Raw genomic sequence first — 16,251 nt, 5'->3', positions numbered from 1 at the left:
GGGGCCGAAGCCCCGGCTCATTTGGCATAGGCGGACATGTTTTCCGGCGTGACGAGTTCGAAGGGCACCCAGAGCGTCTTTTCGGTGCTTTGACCGGCAGCGGCCTTCACCGCCGTCTGAACGGAGACCTCGCCCTGCTTCGTCGCATTCTGGTAGACGGTGATATCGAGATCGCCCGCCTGCATCGCGGCAAGTCCATCGGGTGTCGCGTCAATGCCGGCAATGACGACGTCCTTCATGGATACGCCCGCTGCCTTCAGCGCCTGCACGGCGCCAATCGCCATTTCATCGTTGTTGGCGATGACCGCATCGAACTGTATGCCCGCCGTCAGCCAGGAGGAAACGAGGTCCTGTGCCTGCGTGCGGCTCCAGTTCGCCGTCTGCTTTTCAAGGATTTCGATCTTGCAGTCCGGCTTGGAGAACACCGTTTCCACGTCCTTGGTGCGCACCAGCGCCGCATGGTTTTCCAAAGGGCCCATCAGAATGGCGGCCTTGCCCTTGCCGCCCATCAGCTTGCAGGCGGCTTCGGCTTCCATGGTGCCGGAATCAAGTTCATTGGAGCCGACAAATGCCGTGCCGTCAGGCAGCCCGGTTTCCAGCTCAGCCGGCGGATGGTTCACATAGACAAGAGGAATTTTCGCAGCGGATGCGGCCTTGGTGATCGCCGAGGTAGCGTCACCATCGACGGCGTTGACAATGATCGCATCGACGCCATTGGCAATGAAATTCTGCACCTGGTTCAGCTGCTTTGAAGGATCGAGCTGGGCATCCTCGACCAGAAGCTCGATGGTCTTGTCGCGCCCGGCCTCAGCCCTTATGCCGTTGAGCAGGATCGTCAGAAACGGATTGTCGAAAGACGTCAGCGAGACTGCAATTCGGGTCTCGGCCAGAGCCGGTGTCGCGAAGATACAGAGTGCCGTCGCCATCAATAGTTTTTTCAAGGTTTCCTCCCGCGGAAATCGCTGCTGATTGCATTGTCCAGTTTTTACCGTAGCCGGTCGTGCCCGGCTGCGGCGCGTCAGGCCCCTCCGGCGGCACTCCCCCGGGAGCGCAGAAGCCGGCAGGCACGGCCATGGCTCAATTCCCGGCCTGATGGTTTTTGAGATTGGTGGGCGTTACCAGCTCGAAGGGCACGAAGACCCTCCTGTCTGCCGCAGCGTTTCCGGCAGGTTTCAGCGCCATCGAAACTCCAACGGCCTGCACCGGCGCGCCCGTCGTCCGCATGGTCGCGAAGGCTGCATTGGCGAAATGTCTTTTCATCTCGTTCCCCCTCCAAACCTTGAAAAGAACCGGCCGCACCATCGCGCTCGAAGTGCGCCGTCACGGCTTTCCGGAAAAAGCTGCCCCCGCGCCGCGAAGGAATATCCGCGGCGTCAAGCAACCCCGACGTAATCTCATGCTGTGAAGGTCGGCCTCCTGTCCGCTCCACAGGCAGGCAAGATTTCCTAGTCCGGTCACCACGTCAACGCGTCAGCAGCAGGCAAAACCATCAAGCATGATAGAAACGGGCGGACGCGATATGATGTAATCTATCAAACCATCAGAGGCTTTCAGGAACCCAGAGATGGGCAGGAAGGAAACGCTGTCCCGGCGTCTCCGCCATGCCATGTTCGATAGTGTGAACCATGGTTGCGATGAGATCGGCGCACAATTCGCGTAGCGGGGTCTGGAACACGCCGCTGATGCTGCCTTCCAGCAGTGCCTGGCGGGACACGGGGGTCAGTTCGTTGACAAGGCAGACAATGGGTTCCTGCCGCTTTTCGTGTTGAAGTGCCTCGATCACCCCTTCCATGCCGCCGCCCACGCAATAGATGCCGACGAGATCCCTGTGCTTGGCGATAGAGTCCATCACGAGCTCATAGGTTACGCGTCGCGTTTCCAGCGTGATCAGGGCATCCATAACCTCAAATTCCGGCGCATATTCACGCATGTAGCTGCGAAAGCCGGTTTCGCGCAGCGAGTGACCATGAAACCGGTGACCGCCAAGCAGCAGAAGCACCTTGCCCTTGCTGCGCGCCAGTCGTGAGATCATCCACGCCGCTGTGCGCCCCACCTTCATGCTGTTGACACCGAGATAAGCTTCCCGCACGCCCTGGGCAAAATCGGAAAGCAGCGAGAATGTCGGAATGCCCTTGATTTTCAATGCCTCGACGGCGGCCGTGACATCGTGGTGGTCCGGCCCGGTAGCGGCCACCGCCTGTACCCGGCCCTTCATGCCCATAAGCAGCGCCGCAAGCTCCGCCGGCTCACCGGATTGCGCAAATTCGATGCGCAGATTGACGTGGCGATCCCGGATATTGCGCGCCGCAAGCTCCAGCTCGTCGGCAAAGGTCTGATAAAAGGCGTGCCGCTCCTTGCGCAGAATGATGCCAAGGCCATAGGAAGGCATATCCGCCAGCATGCGCTGACGAATGATGTTGGTGGCATGAAAGCCGATCTTCTCCGCGGCCTCGAACACACGCCGCGAGGTTTCCTCCCGCACCGGCAGGCGGCCGTTCAGCACCCGGTCGACCGTAGCGACGCTGACGCCGGCGGCCTTTGCAACATCGGTAATGGTCGGACGTTTCATGCGGGTGCCCCGTAGACGGAAAGATTCCTGTCATATCTCGCAAAACATGTCACGGATCATGATCGAATCCAACATGTGCAGAGGGATAAGAGCGTGGAGTACTTTATCAGGGAATAATCGACCGGGGCCTGCATCGCAGGGCCGGCTTGCTTGGCCCAGCACGCGTCCTCCCCTCATCTCTGTGCTTGTCACAGAGATCCAGCCAGCCCAAGTCTTTGGGCTGAGGGATTGTTTTGCCGCGCAGACGCGCGTCGGCTGGATTCCTGTGACAAGCACAGGAATGAGGGGGCTGGGATGTGTCAGAGCGAAAAAATCACCTGCCGAGTAACCTGAATGGCCACTGTCACACCAAGGAAGATGCGGCAGCGGGCATTCGACCGGTTTACGGCGGCATTAGCACCGTTATCACGATGCTGAAGCCGTTATCCCGTCAGATCCGCTCCAGCGCGACGGCGATACCCTGCCCGACGCCGATACACATGGTGGCGAGCGCCAGCCGCTTGCCCTTCAAGGAAAGTTCGAGCGCCGCCGTGCCGGCGATACGCGCACCGGACATGCCGAGCGGATGGCCGAGCGCGATGGCGCCGCCATTCGCATTTACCCGCGCATCGTCATCGGCAATGCCGAGCTGGCGCAGCGTCGCGAGGCCCTGGCTCGCGAAAGCCTCGTTCAGCTCGATCACATCGAGCTGTTCCTGCTTCAGCCCGAGCCGCGCCAGAAGTTTGGCGGAGGCCGGAGCCGGGCCGATGCCCATCACGCGCGGCGGCACGCCGGCAGCGGCGCCACCGAGGATACGGGCGATGGGAGTGAGGCCATATTTCTTCGCAGCCTCGGCTGACGCGATGATAAGCGCGGCCGCACCATCATTGACGCCAGACGCATTGCCCGCCGTTACCGTAGCGCCCTCGCGCTTGTTCACCGGCTTCAGCTTAGCCAGTGCTTCGAGGCTTGTGGCCCGCGGATGTTCGTCCTTCGAGACGACAAGTGGATCGCCCTTGCGCTGGGGGATCGTTACCGAAACAATTTCCCTGTCGAGCCGGCCATTGGCCTGCGCATCCGCTGCCTTCTGCTGACTGCGTACGGCGAAGGCATCCTGATCCTCGCGCGAGACCTGATAATCGACCGCGACATTGTCACCGGTTTCCGGCATGGAATCGACGCCATATTGCGCCTTCATCAGCGGGTTGACGAAACGCCAGCCGATGGTGGTGTCGTAGATTTCGGCATTGCGCGAAAAAGCGCTCTCCGCCTTGGGCAGAACGAAGGGCGCGCGGCTCATGCTTTCGACACCGCAGGCAATGATCAACTCCGCCTCGCCCGATTTGACGGCACGGGCGGCAGCAATGACGGCATCCATGCCGGAACCGCACAAACGATTGATGGTCGTTCCGGTTACCGACACCGGCAGGCCGGCGAGCAGCAACGACATGCGCGCCACGTTACGGTTATCCTCACCCGCCTGATTGGCGCAGCCGAAGATCACATCCTCGACGGCTTCCCAGTCGATGGAAGGATTGCGTTCCATCAGCGCCTTCAGCGGCACCGCGCCGAGGTCATCCGCCCTTACGGAAGAAAGCGCACCGCCAAAACGGCCGATGGGCGTGCGGATATAATCGCAGATATAGGCTTCGGTCATCGGTGTTTCCTCACAGTTCCGGTGCAACGAGATCGGCAACCGTGCCATCCACATGAAGCGGCGCGCCAGTCATGGCCTGTAGCTCTTCAAACGTCATTGCCGGCAATTTTTCACGCAGCACGAAGCGGCCGTCCACCACGTCGATCACCGCATGGCTGGTATAGATGCGGGTGATGCAGCCGACGCCCGTTAGCGGGAAGGCGCATTTCTCAACCAGCTTCGGCTCGCCATTCTTGGTCACATGTTCGGTAATGACGAAGACCTGCTTGGCCCCATGCACCAGATCCATAGCCCCACCGACGGCCGGCACACCCTTGGAGCCGACGCGCCAATTGGCGAGATCGCCATTCTGGGCCACCTGATAGGCACCGAGGATCGCCACATCCAGATGTCCGCCACCCACCATGGCGAAGCTGTCGGCATGGTGGAAGAAGGCCGCACCCGGCTTCAGCGTCACGGCTTTCTTGCCGGCATTGATGAGGTTCCAGTCCTCCTCGCCTTCCGGCGGTGCCTCACCAAAATTCAGGATGCCATTTTCGGTATGGAAGATCGCCTGACGGCCGGGTGGCTGGTAACGCGCCACCATTTCGGGAAAGCCGATGCCGAGATTGACGTAGGCGCCATCCTCGATGTCCTGCGCCGCACGCCAGGCGATCTGGGCGTTGGAAAGCTTGATGTCTTCGCGGGTGTCGATGGTCTGGGTCATGCGTAGGCTACTCCCGCGCGAATGAGGACTTCTTCCTGTTGCGGATCGGGAATTTCCACGACGCCGTTCACGAAAATACCCGGCGTCACGACATGCTCCGGATCGATCTCGCCGGCGGCGACGATCTTCGAGACCTGCGCAATGGTGGTCTTTGCGGCCATGCACATCAGCGGGTTAAAATTGCGCCCGGCCTTGTTGTAGGTGAGGTTGCCATAGGTGTCGCCAAGCTCGGCCTTGACGATGGCAAAGTCGGCCTTCAGCCAGCGCTCCTGCACGTAGGAGCGGCCGTCGAATTCCGCGATTACCTTGCCTTCTGCCAGTTCCGTGCCGAAGCCTGTCGGGGTGTAGAAGGCCGGAATACCGGAACCGCCAGCGCGAATGCGCTCGGCAAGCGTGCCCTGCGGCACCAGCTCCAATTCGATTTCGCCGGCCAGATAGCGATCGGTGAAGGCGCGCGGATCCGAAGAACGCGGGAAGGAGCAGATCATCTTCTTGACCATGCCCGCATCGATCATCGCGGCGATGCCGATGCGGCCGTTGCCGGCATTGTTGTTGATGACGGTAAGGTCCTTCGGTCCCTTGTCGATCAGTGCGTGGATCAGCTCGATCGGCGCGCCGGAGCCGCCAAAACCGCCGATCATGATCGTCGCACCATCGCCGATGCCAGCAAGCGCCTCTTCCGCGCTCTTGATTGTCTTGTCCATTCTCAAAACCTCCATCCAGCCGAGCGGATGGACCGGCAGGGCTGCTTGGCCATGAGGTAAAGCTGAAATTGCCTCGACGGCAAGGATTTTGTGCGTTATATGATTTTTGTTCGTATATCGCACAAATGGAGCGTAGCCATGGCCGTCAGTGAAAGAGACATGATGGGCGGTCTCGCCAAGGGATTGCGCGTGATCGAAGCCTTCAGCGCCGAGCGGCCGCGCCTGTCCATCTCCGATGCCGCCGAGATCGCCGGACTGGACCGCGCCACCACACGCCGCTGCCTGCTCACGCTATCGGAGCTTGGTTATGCCGCCTATGACGGCAAATTCTTTACCGTCACGCCGAAGGTGCTGCGGCTCGGAACCGGCTGCCTCGCCACCATGCCGCTTCCCAAAATCGTCCAGCCGCTCATCGATCGCCTTTCGGAGGAGATCGGCCAGAGCACCTCCGTCTCTATCCTGGACGAAACCGAAATCGTTTATGTGGCCCGCGCCGCCCAGCAGCGGGTTATGTCCATTGCGCTGATGCCGGGGTCGCGCCTGCCCGCCTATTGCACCTCGATGGGCCGTGTTCTTCTTTCCGCTCAGCCGCCCGAACGCCAGCGCGACATTCTCGAAGCCTCCCGGCTGGTCGCCCGCACGGAAAAAACCATTACCGATATTCAGGCCTTGCTCACCGAAATCGAGGTGACCGGCCATCGCGGTTACGCGTTGATCGATCAGGAAGTCGAAATCGGCCTTCGCTCCATCGCCGTGCCGCTGAAAAGCGTGCGTGGCCAAACGGTTGCCGCGCTGAATGTCGGGCTCGCCGCCTCGGTCGCTTCGATGGATGATCTGGTGGAGCGATATTTGCCCGCCCTTCTGTCCGTTCAGCGGGAACTGGCGAGGATGCTGGTCTGAAGCGGCATCTGCCGCGCGCCGGTATCGCCCATCTTGCGCTGCTCGGCGAGCCGCCAGGCCCGCGGCGTCATGCCGGTTTCCCGCCTGAAGAAGCGGTTGAAATAAGCGGGATCGGCAAATCCAAGACCCTCCGCGATCATCTGTACGCTGGAGACGGTGAAGACCAGTTCCTGCTGGGCGATCTCGATCTGGCGCTTGGCAATCAGCCGCTGCAGGCTGAGCCCGGAAACGGAACGGACAAGCCGGTTAAGGTGCGTTTCCGAAAGGCCGAGCTTCCTCGCATAAAACCCGGCTTTCTGCGGCTCGCGGATATGGCGGGCGATCAGTGACAGCAACCGTTCGAAACGCTGCTCCGCCAGGCCCTCACCGCTTGTTTCCAGAAGCGGCCGCGCCGCCCGTGAAAGAAGCGCGACGACGGTCGCAAGCTGGCCTTCTATCATCGCGTCGCGACCGATCTCACGGGCCTCATATTCCGCGGAAATCCGTTCGAACCCGCTGCGCACTCCTTCTCCATCGGCAAAATCCTGCAAGGGCAGAAGCACCGGTTGGGAGAAATTCCGCAGCAGAAGCGCCTGCACCGATGCCGGCAGCGCGCCCTGCAGCATAGTGACGATCACGCCGCCGATATCGGGGGAAAAACGGAAGCCGTGTTCGAAACCGGGCGGCACGATGATGGCGACCGGCGGGCGGATTGGCTCGATGCGGCCATCCAGCAAGGCATCGCCCTCGCCGCCAAAAATGTACAAGATTTGCAAAAAAGCAGAATGGCGATGCAGGCCGATTTCAAAGCGATGCAGGCTGCTCCGCGAAAAAAGCGTCTCGCAATGGAAGCGAAAATCGCTGCCCTGCGCGGCTTCCTCACCATAGAGCCCTTCATTGGCAGTCCCCCGCATCTCCGCTCCCTCCTGCGCCCGATGGTCGGATTGTGCAATTTACGGACCGGAAAGTCCATTGAGCTTCCGGCAACGCTTGGTCAATTTCTTGACTGGAGACAAGTTCGGGAGGAAACAATGCGTACACAGGTCGTCATCATCGGCTCCGGTCCATCGGGGCTGTTGCTTGGCCAGCTTCTGGCGAAAGCCGGTGTCGAGACCGTCATTCTCGACCGCGTCAGCAAGGAATACATTCTCGGCCGCGTCCGCGCCGGCGTGCTGGAAGAAGGCACGGTACAGCTCATGGAAAAGGCCGGCGCGGATAAGCGCCTGCGCCGCGAGGGTCTGCCGCATGACGGTTTTTCGCTGACCTTCGACGGTCGCGACCATCGTATCGATCTATTCGATCTGACCGGCGGCAAGCGTGTGATGGTCTATGGTCAAACGGAAGTGACCCATGACCTGATGGATGTGCGCGAAGCGGCCGGCCTCTCGACCATCTACGATGCATCTGATGTCGAGCCGCATGACTTCGATGGCGAAAGCCCTTATGTAACCTATCAGAAAGATGGCGTAACCCACCGGATCGATTGCGATTTCATTGCCGGCTGCGATGGTTTCCACGGGGTGAGCCGAAAATCCGTGCCGCAAGGCGCGATCAGGGAATTCGAGAAGGTCTACCCCTTCGGCTGGCTCGGCATTCTGGCCGAAGTGCCGCCGGTCAACCACGAACTCATCTACGCCAATCATCCGCGCGGTTTTGCGCTCTGCTCCATGCGCTCGCATACGCGCAGCCGTTATTACATTCAATGTTCGCTCGAGGACCGGCCTGAAGACTGGAGCGATGAACGTTTCTGGGATGAAATCCGCCGTCGCCTGCCGGAAAACCATGCGGATGCAATGGTGACCGGCCCCTCCTTTGAAAAATCGATCGCGCCGCTCCGTTCCTTTGTCAGTGAACCAATGCGGTTCGGACGGCTGTTTTTAGCGGGGGATGCCGCCCATATCGTGCCGCCAACGGGTGCCAAGGGCCTGAACCTTGCCGCCAGCGACGTACATTATCTGAGCGAGGCGCTGATCGAGTTTTATCGCGACAGGTCTGAAGCCGGCATCGACGCCTATTCGCAGAAGGCGCTTTCCCGCGTGTGGAAGGCGGTGCGCTTCTCCTGGTGGATGACGACGATGATGCATCGTTTTCCCGATACGGGGGATTTCGGCCAGCGCATTCAGGAGGCGGAACTGGATTATCTCGTCCAATCGCGCGCCGCTTCCACCGCGCTTGCGGAAAATTACGTGGGGCTTCCGTATTAGGGCTGCCCCAGACACGCGGCTTTTATCTCTACCGTTTCCACACCCGTCACCCCGGACCTGATCCGGGGTCCAGCGCGATCAAGTCATTGATCGCAAAAGGACTCTTTTCACGGCGCAGACGCGCCGTGGCTGGATTCCGGCTCAAGGCCGGAATGACGGAGGACAGGTTCTCAGACTTTTCCGACCCTCACCCTCATCTCAAGAACCAGCCTCCGCCCTCCCATCCAGCAACTCGCCCGCCGCCTCACGTATGGCCTGCATCAACAGCGAAAGCGGCAGCGAGGGCTGTGTATCTGCCCGGACCGTCAGTCCCACCGGGCCGCTGGTATCGCCGGTCTCGACCGGCAGAATTTCGAGGATGCCATCGGCCACATCCGCCGCCACGACACCCTCCGAGATGATCCAGATCGCGTCGCTGGTGCGCAGAAAGGCGCGGCCGAAGGCGTCGGATACGGTTTCGATGCGGATCGGCAGGGCCGGAACACCGTTGGCGATCAAAAACTGTTCCACGACAGGACCGATGACGGACTGCCGTGTGGGCATCAGCACCGGATATTCATGCAGGTGATCGAACACCGAAACACCGGGCGACAGAAGCGGGTGGCCAGCCCGCACCACGAAGCGCACCCTTTCCGAATAGAGATGCTCGAAGGAAAACCCGGCCATCTTCTGCGGCGCCGCGAGACGGCCGACGACGAGATCGAGATCGCCGACCCGCAGCTGCTCCAGCAGAACGGCGTTTTCGCCCGTCACGATCTTCACCGGGCTGCCGGTCTTTTCCGCCAGAAAACCGGCCATCGCCTTCGGCATGATGCGGACCGAAACCGTGGGCAGAGCACCCACCCGCACCGGGGGACCGGCGCGCGCCGCCTCCTGCGAAACCGAATCGACCGCCTGTCGCAACGCCGTCATTGTCGCGCCGGCGTGGCGCAGGAAAACCTCGCCGTAGCGGCTGATGCGAATGCCGCGACCTTCCCGGTCGAATAGCGAGACACCCAGAATCTCTTCCAGTTCCCGGATCGTTTTTGTCACCGCCGGCTGGCTGACATGCAGGATTTCGGCGGCGCGGATAACGCTTTTCTGCCGCGCAACCTCCACGAAGGTCTGCAGGTGGCGGAACTTGATACGCTGGTCGACCATCGCTCGTATAATCCAGTGGTTATGATTTTCATCGATAATGTCATTTTACTTAACCGGAACCCGCTTGCAATATCCCCGGCAGGAGGAGCCATCATGCATTTTCTGCGCTGCGGCGAGACCGTGATCCATTATCGCGTCAAGGGATTGGACAGCGGCAAGCCGGTCATCGCCTTCATCAATTCGCTCGGTACGGATTTCCGCATCTGGGATGCGGTGATCGAAGTGCTCGGCGATGACTATGCCTACGTACTGCACGACAAGCGTGGCCACGGGCTTTCCGATATCGGTCGCCCACCCTATTCGATCGACGACCATGCCGGTGATCTGATCGCGCTGCTCGATCATCTCGGCGTGAAAAGTGCCGTCATCTGGGGACTGTCCGTCGGCGGCCTGATTGCCCAGGGGCTTTATGCCCGCCGGCCCGATCTCGTCCGCGCATTCGTGCTCAGCAATACCGCTCACAAGATCGGCACGGCCGACATGTGGAACGCCCGCATCGACAAAATCTCTGCAGATGGCCTCGGCTCGCTGGTCGATCCCGTCATGGAGCGCTGGTTCACGCCCGCCTTCCGCACGCCTGACAATGCCGCCTATGCCGGCGCGCGCAACATGCTGTCGCAACAGCCGGAAGCCGGTTACAGCGGCACTTGCGCCGCCATCCGCGATGCGGATTTTACCGCGGCCGCCGGGCGCATTGCCGTGCCGACCCTTTGTATCGTGGGCGATCAGGACGGCTCGACACCGCCGGAACTGGTAAAATCGCTTACGGACCTCATTCCCGCAAGCCGCTTTGTAACAATCGCCGGCTGCGGCCACATTCCCTGCCTTGAACAGCCACTCGCCTACGCGCAGGCCGCGTGCATTTTTCTCAAGACCTTGCCGGAGCATTGACCGATGGCGGAACAGAACAACAAGAACGAACGTTTCGAACAGGGCATGAAGACCCGTCGCTCCGTGCTGGGAGATGCCCATGTGGACCGCGCCCAGACCGTGACGACGGGCTTCGACCAGCCTTTTCAGCAGCTCATTACCGAAGGCGCCTGGGGCACCGTCTGGTCCGGCAATCAATGGACGAAACGCGAGCGCTCGATGGTCACCATCGCCCTTCTTGCGGCGCTGGGCCAGGACGAAGAACTTGCCATGCATGTGCGCGCCACCGTCAATACCGGCGCAACCGAGGCGGATATTCGCGAGGCGCTGATGCACGTGGCGATCTATGCCGGCGTGCCTGCCGCCAATCATGCTTTCAAGATTGCCAAGCTTGCCCTGGCCAGCATGAAAGCCGATAGTTCCCTTGATAAAACTGGCGATGGGGAGGAGACGAAATGAGCAACCAGCCACCAGAAACCGGGCCTTTCTTCGCGCGCAACCGCGATATTCACCCGCTGGCCTATGCGCCCGGCTACAAGACCTCGATCCTGCGCTCGCCGCAACGCGCCCTGATTTCGCTTGAAGGAACCAAGAGCGAGATCACCGGTCCCGTTTTTGGCCATGGCATGCTGAATCCGCTGGATAACGATCTCATCCTCAACTATGCCCGCCCCGGTGAAATGCCGGTCGGCCCGCGTATTCTCGTTCACGGCCGGGTGCTGGACGAGCGCGGTCGCGGCGTCGACGGCGCGCTGGTGGAATTCTGGCAGGCCAATGCCGGCGGTCGCTACCGCCACAAGAAGGAAAGCTACCTCGCCGCCATCGATCCGAATTTCGGCGGCGTCGGCCGCACGATCACCGACGAGAACGGCTATTACTGGTTCAAGACCATCCAGCCGGGCGCCTATCCCTGGCCGAACGGCGTCAATGACTGGCGGCCGGCCCATATCCATTTCTCCATCTTCGGTCACGGTTTCGCGCAGCGCCTCATCACCCAGATGTATTTCGAAGGCGATCCGCTGATCTGGAAATGTCCGATCGTCAAGACGATTCCGGACGAGGATGCAATCAAGCGGCTGATCGCGCCGCTGGACATGAATGCGACGCTGCCGATGGACATGCTGGCCTATAAGTTCGATATCGTGCTGCGCGGTCGCCGCTCCACCCTTTTCGAAAACCGCATGGAGGGCAACTGATCATGGTTCAGCCGCTCAACTATTTCAAGGAAACCGCCTCGCAGACGGCAGGCCCCTATGTGCATATCGGCTGCACACCCAATTTCGTCGGCATCGAGGGCGTGTTCGAGAAGGATCTCGGTTCCGGCCCGCTTTATAACGACAAGGCCCGCGGCGAGCGCATCAGCGTGCGCGGCACGGTCTATGACGGCGCCGGCATGCCGCTCAAGGATGCGCTGATCGAGTTATGGCAGGCCGATACCGACGGCTATTACAACAGCCCGAGCGAAACGCGCGGCAAGGCCGATCCGAATTTCATCGGCTGGGGCCGCTCGCCCGGTGACATGGATACGGGCGAATTCGTCTTCGAAACCATCAAGCCCGGCTCGGTGCCGTTCCGCGACGGTCGGCCGATGGCGCCGCACATCACCTTCTGGATCGTCGCGCGTGGCATCAATATCGGCCTGCAGACCCGTATGTATTTCCCGGAAGAACAGGAGGCCAATGCCGCCGATCCCGTTCTCGCCCGCATCGAGCAGAAAAGCCGCATCGCCACGCTTGTCGCCAAAAAGGAAGAAGGCAACGTTTATCGTTTCGATATCCGTCTGCAGGGCGAAGGCGAAACCGTGTTTTTCGATATCTGACGCATATCGCGCAAAAGTGTGCAGCGGTTTTGCGACAACGATATGCGCAAAAGAAAGCGAGACGGACGATGAGCCTTTCCCCCTTCGAGCACCCTTTCCTCTCAGGCCTTTTCGGCGACAGCGAAATCGTCGAGCTGTTTTCGGCAAGGGCGGATATCGACGCCATGATCCGTTTCGAAGCGGCGCTGGCGGAGGCGGAGGCGGAGGCTGGCATCCTTGCGGATGAGGTGGCACAAGCGATTGTCTCAGGCCTGTCGGACTTTGCCGCCGACATCACCGCCCTTCGCCACGGCGTCGCAAAGGACGGCGTTGTGGTTCCCGAACTCATCCGGCAGATGCGGGCGGCGGTCGCCGGCAAGGCAGCGGACAAGGTGCATTTCGGCGCGACCAGCCAGGATGTCATCGATACCAGCCTGATGCTGCGGCTGAAAATGGCGGCGGAAATCATCGCCATGCGGCTCGGACGTCTCGTCGATACGCTGGGAGATCTCGCCTCCCGCGACGGCCACAATCCGTTGACGGGCTACACCCGCATGCAGGCCGCGATCGGCATCACGGTCGCCGAACGGGCGGCAAGCTGGATTTCACCGCTGGAGCGCCATTTGCTGCGGCTCCAAAGCTTCGCGCAGACCGGTTTCGCCCTGCAATTCGGCGGCGCGGCCGGCACGCTCGAAAAGCTCGGTGACAATGCCGCAGCAGTGCGCATCGATCTGGCAAGGCGCCTCGGCCTTGCCGATCGGCCACAATGGCAAAGCCAGCGCGACGGCATCGTCGAATTTTCCGGTCTGCTTTCGCTGATCACGGGCACGCTCGGCAAGTTCGGGCAGGACATCGCGCTCATGGCCGAACTCGGCACGGAAATCCGCCTCTCCGGAGGAGGCGGTTCCTCGGCCATGCCGCACAAACAAAACCCGGTCAATGCCGAAACGCTGGTGACGCTCGCGCGCTTCAATGCCGTGCACATATCGGCGTTGCACCAGTCGCTTGTGCACGAACAGGAAAGGTCCGGCGCGGGCTGGATGCTGGAATGGCTGTCGCTCCCACAAATGGTGACGGCAACGGGAGCCTCGCTGCTGATCGCCGAGCGGTTGGCGGGGCAGATAGACAGGTTGGGTGCAGGCGAAAACGAGCCTCAGGGCGATCGCCATCTTCCATAGACCAGGGCTTCCAGGAACTGCCAGACGGGCGGCCGGTGGCGACATGGTGACGTGCGGAAAGCGCTTGCGCTCCTTTGCATTAGCCATTGATAAAAAAGACTTTATCGGGAATTTCAAAAAATAAAAAAACCGCGGTAACGCCGCTTTTTAACCGGATATGGCGCTTGACACAAAAATGAACTAACTGGTACAAACATTAAGATTAACGAGACGCCGCCGACGAGGGTTCGAAGCCCGCAGCGGCAAAAATCGACAAATGGAGGGCTTTGGCGCCGCACGGTTCCAGAGCGATGCGGACAAGGCGCAAAGCCTGTCCGGACCCGAAGGGGTTGGGAGGAAGAATGTCTTACAGTCTCGATTTCTCAGCGGTCATAGACCGGCTGCCCGAGCTGCTTTTAGCCTGTCTGGCGACGATCGGCCTTGCCATTGCCGGCATGTCGCTTGCCACCGTCATCGGGGTTCTCGGGGTTGTCGCCCGACGCTCGCGGTTCCGGCTGCTGCGCGGCATCGTCATCGGCTTTGTGGAAGCCATCCGCAATACGCCGTTTCTGGTGCAGATATTCTTCATCTTCTTCGCCCTGCCGCAGATCGGCATCAAGCTCAATCCCACCGTCACCGCCATCATTGCGCTGGCGCTGAACGGTGGCGCCTATGCCATTGAAATCATTCGAGGCGGGGTCGATTCCATCCCCAAGGGCCAGGTGGAAGCGGGCCTCGCGCTCGGCCTGCACCGGGCGCAGATCTTCCGCCATATCATCCTGAAGCCGGCGTTGCGCGCGGTCTATCCGTCACTCACCAGCCAGTTCATCATGCTGACGCTGACGACGTCGGTCTGCACTTCGATCGCCGCTTATGAGCTGACTTCGGTCGCGCAGAAGATCGAGGCGGATACGTTCAGGTCCTTCGAGGTCTATTTCTCGATCACGCTGCTTTATCTCGTCATTTCCTCGCTGATGATGGCGGTCTTCTCGCTCATCTCCCGCCTTTCCTTCAGCTATCCGGTCAAGTGAGGAGAAAAGACAATGGCATCCATCGGTCCCAACGAACTCTTCTTCCTGCTGCAGGGCCTGAAATGGACCCTTGCGCTGACCATCATCGGCTTTATCGGCGGCGGCATTTTCGGCCTTTGCGTGGCGCTCGCCCGCGTTGCGGACAGCCCGGCAATCCAGCGGGCAAGCACGGCCTACATCGCCATCTTCCAGGGCACGCCGCTCCTGATGCAGCTTTTCGTCGTTTATTACGGCGTGGCGCTCGCCGGCCTCAATGTCGATGCCTGGATCGCCGTTGCCATCGCCTTCACGCTGCATGCCAGCGCCTTTCTGGGTGAAATCTGGCGCGGCGGCATCCAGGCTGTGCCGAAGGGGCAGACGGAAGCGGCCAATGCGCTCGGCCTGCATTACGTCTCACGCATGAAGGATGTGATCCTGCCGCAGGCCCTCAAGATTTCACTGCCAGCCACCATCGGTTTCCTCGTGCAGCTCATCAAGGGCACCTCGCTTGCGGCGATCGTGGGTTTCGTCGAGCTCTCCCGCGCCGGACAGATCGTCTCCAACCAGACGTTCCGCCCGCTCACCGTCTTCGCCCTCGTCGGCATCATCTATTTCCTGATCTGCTGGCCGCTCTCCCTGTGGGGCGCCGGCGTCGAAAAGCGGCTGCAGGCCGCGTCCCGTTAAACGTCAAAACCATCTCATCAGCTTTGTAAGGAGGAGCAAAAGATGAAAACCACCAGCATGAAATTCTCGCGTCGCGCCCTGCTCGCGCTCGCCGCGGCAACGGTTGCGCTGCCTTTCGTGACACCGGGCGATGCTTTCGCCGGGACCGTTGAAGAGGCAAAGGCCAAGGGCAAGGTCGTCATCGGCATTCAGGGTGACAATTCGCCCTGGGGCTTCGTGAATTCCAGCGGCGTGCAGGATGGTCTCGATGCCGATATCGGCAAGGCCTTCGCGGACTATCTCGGCGTCAAGGCCGAGTTCGTGCCGCTCGCCGTCGCAAACCGCATCCCGGCGCTGCTGACCGGCAAGGTCGACGTGCTCTTCGCCACCATGGCCATGACCGCCGAGCGCGCCAAGAGCATCCAGTATTCGAAGCCCTATGTCGGCAACGTGTTTTCCGTCTATGCCCCCAAGGACAAGAAGATCGCCGGTTACGATGATCTGACCGGCATCAATGTCGGCGTGCCGAAGTCGAGCGCCATGGACACGGCGATTACTGCCGGTGCCGGCTCCAAAGCCAATATCCTGCGCTTCGATGACGACGCCGCCAATATTCAGGCGCTGATATCGGGCCAGGTCGAAGCCGTGGGCGGCAACATGTTCTACGGCGACCGGCTGAACAAGGCCGCCGAGGGCAAGTACGAATCAAAGTTCGAACTGACGACCATGTATAACGGCGCCGGCACCCGCCCGGGCGAGAAGGACTGGAACGAAACCGTCAACGCCTTCCTCGACAAGATCAAGTCGGATGGTCAGCTCGCCAAGATTTACGACAAATGGATGAAGCGCGAAGTGCCGGCCTTCCCGGACAGCCTTCCCGACATCCCCTTCACCGTGAAGTAATCTGGAGGTTTC

Annotated in this window: 18 protein-coding genes; 10 read left to right on the top strand and 8 right to left on the bottom strand. The window is 60.7% G+C overall.

The window, feature by feature from the left end:
* Window positions 1-17: 17 nt before the first annotated feature.
* The 6 genes from AGR2A_RS23475 to AGR2A_RS23445 all read right to left on the bottom strand — a co-directional run bounded on the left by AGR2A_RS23475 (window position 18) and on the right by AGR2A_RS23445 (window position 5,615).
* The gene (locus tag AGR2A_RS23475) at window positions 18-926 is read right to left on the bottom strand and encodes a sugar ABC transporter substrate-binding protein (protein WP_072493004.1); all 909 of its coding nucleotides are present in this window, start codon (window positions 924-926) and stop codon (window positions 18-20) included.
* Window positions 927-1,077: 151 nt separating this feature from the next.
* On the bottom strand, window positions 1,078-1,260 hold the full coding sequence (locus tag AGR2A_RS23470) for a hypothetical protein (RefSeq protein WP_131258881.1): 183 nt from the start codon (window positions 1,258-1,260) through the stop codon (window positions 1,078-1,080).
* 280 nt (window positions 1,261-1,540) lie between these two features.
* Entirely contained in the window at window positions 1,541-2,569 is a 1,029-nt protein-coding gene (locus AGR2A_RS23465; RefSeq protein ID WP_004445104.1) for a LacI family DNA-binding transcriptional regulator, read from the bottom strand.
* Between the two features lie 430 nt (window positions 2,570-2,999).
* Window positions 3,000-4,205 (bottom strand): 3-oxoadipyl-CoA thiolase, encoded by a 1,206-nt coding sequence (gene pcaF, locus AGR2A_RS23455; RefSeq protein WP_072493005.1) that lies wholly within the window; start codon window positions 4,203-4,205, stop codon window positions 3,000-3,002.
* A gap of 10 nt (window positions 4,206-4,215) precedes the next feature.
* Window positions 4,216-4,911, bottom strand: coding sequence for a CoA transferase subunit B (locus AGR2A_RS23450; RefSeq protein ID WP_072493006.1), 696 nt, complete (start codon window positions 4,909-4,911; stop codon window positions 4,216-4,218).
* The gene (locus tag AGR2A_RS23445; protein ID WP_037092253.1) at window positions 4,908-5,615 is read right to left on the bottom strand and encodes a 3-oxoacid CoA-transferase subunit A; all 708 of its coding nucleotides are present in this window, start codon (window positions 5,613-5,615) and stop codon (window positions 4,908-4,910) included. Before AGR2A_RS23445 ends, AGR2A_RS23450 begins: the two co-directional genes overlap by 4 nt.
* 138 nt (window positions 5,616-5,753) lie before the next feature.
* Between AGR2A_RS23445 and AGR2A_RS23440 the strand changes: the two genes are divergently transcribed.
* Window positions 5,754-6,515, top strand: coding sequence for an IclR family transcriptional regulator (locus AGR2A_RS23440; protein WP_072493007.1), 762 nt, complete (start codon window positions 5,754-5,756; stop codon window positions 6,513-6,515).
* On the opposite strand, the gene AGR2A_RS23435 is transcribed toward AGR2A_RS23440, so the two are convergent.
* On the bottom strand, window positions 6,485-7,408 hold the full coding sequence (locus tag AGR2A_RS23435) for a helix-turn-helix domain-containing protein (RefSeq protein WP_072493008.1): 924 nt from the start codon (window positions 7,406-7,408) through the stop codon (window positions 6,485-6,487). The two genes, AGR2A_RS23440 and AGR2A_RS23435, sit on opposite strands and share 31 nt — an antisense overlap.
* A 117-nt stretch (window positions 7,409-7,525) precedes the next feature.
* On the opposite strand from AGR2A_RS23435, the gene pobA reads away from it, so the two are divergent.
* Window positions 7,526-8,698, top strand: a complete 1,173-nt coding sequence (pobA, locus tag AGR2A_RS23430) for a 4-hydroxybenzoate 3-monooxygenase (RefSeq protein ID WP_072493009.1) — start codon at window positions 7,526-7,528, stop codon at window positions 8,696-8,698.
* 198 nt (window positions 8,699-8,896) lie between these two features.
* On the opposite strand, the gene pcaQ is transcribed toward pobA, so the two are convergent.
* Complete coding sequence (gene pcaQ / locus AGR2A_RS23425; RefSeq protein ID WP_072493010.1) at window positions 8,897-9,838, bottom strand: pca operon transcription factor PcaQ; 942 nt, start codon at window positions 9,836-9,838, stop codon at window positions 8,897-8,899.
* Between the two features lie 93 nt (window positions 9,839-9,931).
* Here pcaQ and pcaD point away from each other — a divergent pair, with 93 nt between their 5' ends.
* The 8 genes from pcaD to AGR2A_RS23385 all read left to right on the top strand — a co-directional run bounded on the left by pcaD (window position 9,932) and on the right by AGR2A_RS23385 (window position 16,239).
* Window positions 9,932-10,729, top strand: a complete 798-nt coding sequence (gene pcaD / locus AGR2A_RS23420) for a 3-oxoadipate enol-lactonase (protein ID WP_072493011.1) — start codon at window positions 9,932-9,934, stop codon at window positions 10,727-10,729.
* Between the two features lie 3 nt (window positions 10,730-10,732).
* Window positions 10,733-11,167, top strand: a complete 435-nt coding sequence (gene pcaC, locus AGR2A_RS23415; RefSeq protein WP_072493012.1) for a 4-carboxymuconolactone decarboxylase — start codon at window positions 10,733-10,735, stop codon at window positions 11,165-11,167.
* The gene (pcaH, locus tag AGR2A_RS23410) at window positions 11,164-11,904 is read left to right on the top strand and encodes a protocatechuate 3,4-dioxygenase subunit beta (RefSeq protein ID WP_072493013.1); all 741 of its coding nucleotides are present in this window, start codon (window positions 11,164-11,166) and stop codon (window positions 11,902-11,904) included. Before pcaC ends, pcaH begins: the two co-directional genes overlap by 4 nt.
* Window positions 11,905-11,906: 2 nt before the next feature.
* Window positions 11,907-12,527 (top strand): protocatechuate 3,4-dioxygenase subunit alpha, encoded by a 621-nt coding sequence (gene pcaG / locus AGR2A_RS23405; protein WP_072493014.1) that lies wholly within the window; start codon window positions 11,907-11,909, stop codon window positions 12,525-12,527.
* Between the two features lie 68 nt (window positions 12,528-12,595).
* Window positions 12,596-13,684: a 3-carboxy-cis,cis-muconate cycloisomerase gene (locus AGR2A_RS23400; RefSeq protein WP_072493015.1), complete on the top strand. Its 1,089-nt coding sequence runs from the start codon at window positions 12,596-12,598 to the stop codon at window positions 13,682-13,684.
* Between the two features lie 341 nt (window positions 13,685-14,025).
* Window positions 14,026-14,694: an amino acid ABC transporter permease gene (locus AGR2A_RS23395; RefSeq protein ID WP_004445120.1), complete on the top strand. Its 669-nt coding sequence runs from the start codon at window positions 14,026-14,028 to the stop codon at window positions 14,692-14,694.
* Between the two features lie 12 nt (window positions 14,695-14,706).
* On the top strand, window positions 14,707-15,357 hold the full coding sequence (locus tag AGR2A_RS23390; RefSeq protein WP_004445121.1) for an amino acid ABC transporter permease: 651 nt from the start codon (window positions 14,707-14,709) through the stop codon (window positions 15,355-15,357).
* Between the two features lie 42 nt (window positions 15,358-15,399).
* On the top strand, window positions 15,400-16,239 hold the full coding sequence (locus tag AGR2A_RS23385) for a transporter substrate-binding domain-containing protein (protein ID WP_004445123.1): 840 nt from the start codon (window positions 15,400-15,402) through the stop codon (window positions 16,237-16,239).
* The last annotated feature ends 12 nt before the right edge of the window (window positions 16,240-16,251 follow it).

Source organism: Agrobacterium genomosp. 2 str. CFBP 5494 (assembly GCF_900013495.1).
In the GTDB taxonomy this organism is placed as follows: Bacteria; Pseudomonadota; Alphaproteobacteria; order Rhizobiales; family Rhizobiaceae; genus Agrobacterium; species Agrobacterium pusense.
This window is presented reverse-complemented; position numbering and strand designations above follow the sequence as displayed.